The sequence below is a fragment of the Streptomyces adustus genome, assembly GCF_009377175.1.
In the GTDB taxonomy this organism is placed as follows: Bacteria; Actinomycetota; Actinomycetes; order Streptomycetales; family Streptomycetaceae; genus Streptomyces; species Streptomyces adustus.
Genome location: NZ_VJZD01000487.1, coordinates 1 through 2,716, shown reverse-complemented (window position 1 = coordinate 2,716; position 2,716 = coordinate 1). Strand labels below are relative to the sequence as shown.

Here is a 2,716-nt window from a genome sequence, read left to right as displayed (position 1 = left end):
CGTCCGCCCCCCGCAGCCTGATCTCGGCGCAGGAACTGGCCCGCCCCCGCAACCGCCGCGTCTACTACACCGTGCTGACACTGACGGTCGTGCTGTTCGTCGCGGTGTTCGTCTTCCCTCTGTACTGGATGGCGTCCTCCGCGCTGGAGACGCCGAGGGAGTTCGCCGCCGCGACGCCGACGCTGCTGCCGAAGTCCGTGCACCTCGCCGCGTACCGCGACGCGTGGACGCAGATGGACATCGCCCACTTCTTCCTCAACACCGTGTACTACGCAGCCGGCGGCTGGTTCATCCAGATGGCGGTGGACGTGTGCGCCGCCTACGCGCTGTCCAGACTCCGGCCCGCCTTCGGCAAGTTCGTCTTCGGCGCGATGCTGGCCAGCCTGATGCTGCCCGCCGCCGCACTCCTGGTCCCGCTGTACCTGACGGTGAACGACCTGCCGCTCCTGCACCTCAACCTGCTCAACACCCCGTGGGCGCTGTGGCTGCCGGGCGCGGCGAACGCCTTCAACATCTACGTGCTGCGCCGCTTCTTCGACCAGATACCCGCCGACATCCTCGACGCCGCCGCCATCGACGGCGCCTCCCGGCTCCAGGTCCTGCTGCGGGTGGTGCTGCCGCTGTCCCGCCCGGTCCTCGCCGTCGTGTCCATCTTCTCCGTCGTGGGGATGTGGAAGGACTTCCTGTGGCCGCTGCTGGTCCTCCAGGACCCCGACCGGCAGACCCTGTCGGTCGCCCTGCACCGGCTGTCCACGTCCACCACGCAGGTCCCGCCGACGGAGATGATCGCCGGCCTGACCATCGCCGCCGTCCCGATGATCGTGCTCTTCCTGGTCTTCCAGCGGCACATCCTCGGCGGCCTGTCCGCGGGCGCCCTCAAGGGCTGACCCGCACTCCCCCACCACCCGGCACCCCTTCGCGATCCGGCCCGTCGTGGGCCGGGTCCGCCGCGCCGTGCACCCGACACGGCGCCCCACCCTCCCGATCAAGGAGCACGCCCACGTGGCCACAGCGAACGACACCGCGTCCCAGCGCCCGGAGTGGTGGCGTGACGCCGTCATCTACCAGGTCTACCCACGCTCCTTCGCCGACGGCAACGGCGACGGGGTCGGCGATCTCGTCGGCGTCCGCGAGCGCCTGCCCTACCTGGCCGAACTCGGCGTCGACGCACTGTGGTTCAGCCCCTGGTACGCCTCTCCCCAGGCCGACGCGGGCTACGACGTCGCCGACTACCGGAACATCGACCCGATGTTCGGCGACCTCGCGGAAGCGGGGGCGCTCATCGAGGAGGCGCACCGGCTCGGCCTGCGGATCGTCGTCGACGTCGTACCCAACCATGTCTCCGACCAGCACGTCTGGTTCCGCGAGGCGCGCGAGGCCGGGCCCGGCGCGGAGGCCCGGGACCTGTTCTGGTTCCGCCCCGGCCGCGGTCCCTGCGGTGAACTCCCGCCGAACGACTGGCAGTCCGTGTTCGGGGGACCTGCCTGGACCCGTATCCCGGACCCCGACGGCAGCCCCGGCGAGTGGTACCTGCACCTATTCGCGCCGGAGCAGCCCGACCTGAACTGGAACAACCCCAAGGTCCGCGAGGAGCACGAGAGCATCCTGCGCTTCTGGTTCGACCTGGGCGCCGACGGCGTACGCATCGACTCCGCCACGATGCCCGCGAAGGACCCCGAACTGCCCGACTTCGACCCGGCGTCCCCGCCGGTGCCGCACCCCTACATCGACCGTGACGACGTGCACGCCATCTACCGCTCCTGGCGCGCGGTGGCCGCGGACTACACGCCGCCACGGGCCCTGATCGGTGAGGTGTGGCTGGCCGACCCGGTGCGCTTCGCGCACTACCTGCGGCCCGACGAGATGCACACCGCCTTCAACTTCGACTATCTCAACAGCCCCTGGGAACCTGCCGCGCTGCGCGGCTGCATCGACGCCACGCTCGACGCGCACGCCTCGGTGGGGGCGGCCCCGACCTGGGTGCTCTCCAACCACGACGTCACCCGGCACGTCACCCGCTACGGCCGGGCCGACTCCTCCTACGGGCACGCCCTGCGCCAGCACGGCACCCGCACCGACCTCGTCCTCGGCACCCGCCGGGCCCGTGCCGCGCTGCTGCTGGCGCTGGCGCTGCCCGGCGGTCACTACATCTACCAGGGCGAGGAGCTGGGCCTGGGGGAGGTCGAGGACATCCCGGCCGAGCTGCGGCAGGACCCGATCTTCCACCGCACCGGCGGCGCCGACATCGGCCGCGACGGCTGCCGGGTCCCGCTTCCCTGGTCCGGCCAGGAACCGCCGTTCGGGTTCAGCCCGCCCGGAGCGAGCGCCCCGCCGTGGCTGCCGCAACCGGCCGACTGGGCCGAGAGCACCGCGGAGGCGCAGAGCGGGCGGCCCGGCTCCATGCTCCGCTTCTACCGCACCGCGCTCGCCCTGCGGCGGGCCGAGGTGGGCCTGCACGACGAGCGGTTCGCGTGGCTGCCCGCCGACGACCCGGGCGTGCTCGCCTTCGAGCGGGCCGACGGGTTCGTCTGCGTCGCCAATCTGTCCTCGGCGCCCGCCCCGCTGCCGACGGACATCGCGATGGTGCTGGCCAGCGACCCCGCGGTGGACGAGGAGTCCTTCGCGGTTCCCCCGGACACCACGGTGTGGCTGCGCCGCACCTGAGGGCGGCGGACCGCCGGGTCGTTCACCACAGGCCCTGACGGGGCCGTCCGCC

General features: G+C 72.2%; 2 protein-coding genes. Both read left to right on the top strand.

The window, feature by feature from the left end; genetic code table 11:
- A partial coding sequence (locus FNH09_RS45930; protein WP_238427490.1) for a carbohydrate ABC transporter permease occupies positions 1 to 887 on the top strand: 887 nt, incomplete at its 5' end.
- A 115-nt stretch (positions 888 to 1,002) separates the two neighbouring features.
- Positions 1,003 to 2,664, top strand: a complete 1,662-nt coding sequence (locus FNH09_RS45925) for an alpha-amylase family glycosyl hydrolase (protein WP_162470106.1) — start codon at positions 1,003 to 1,005, stop codon at positions 2,662 to 2,664.
- Positions 2,665 to 2,716: the final 52 nt, after the last annotated feature.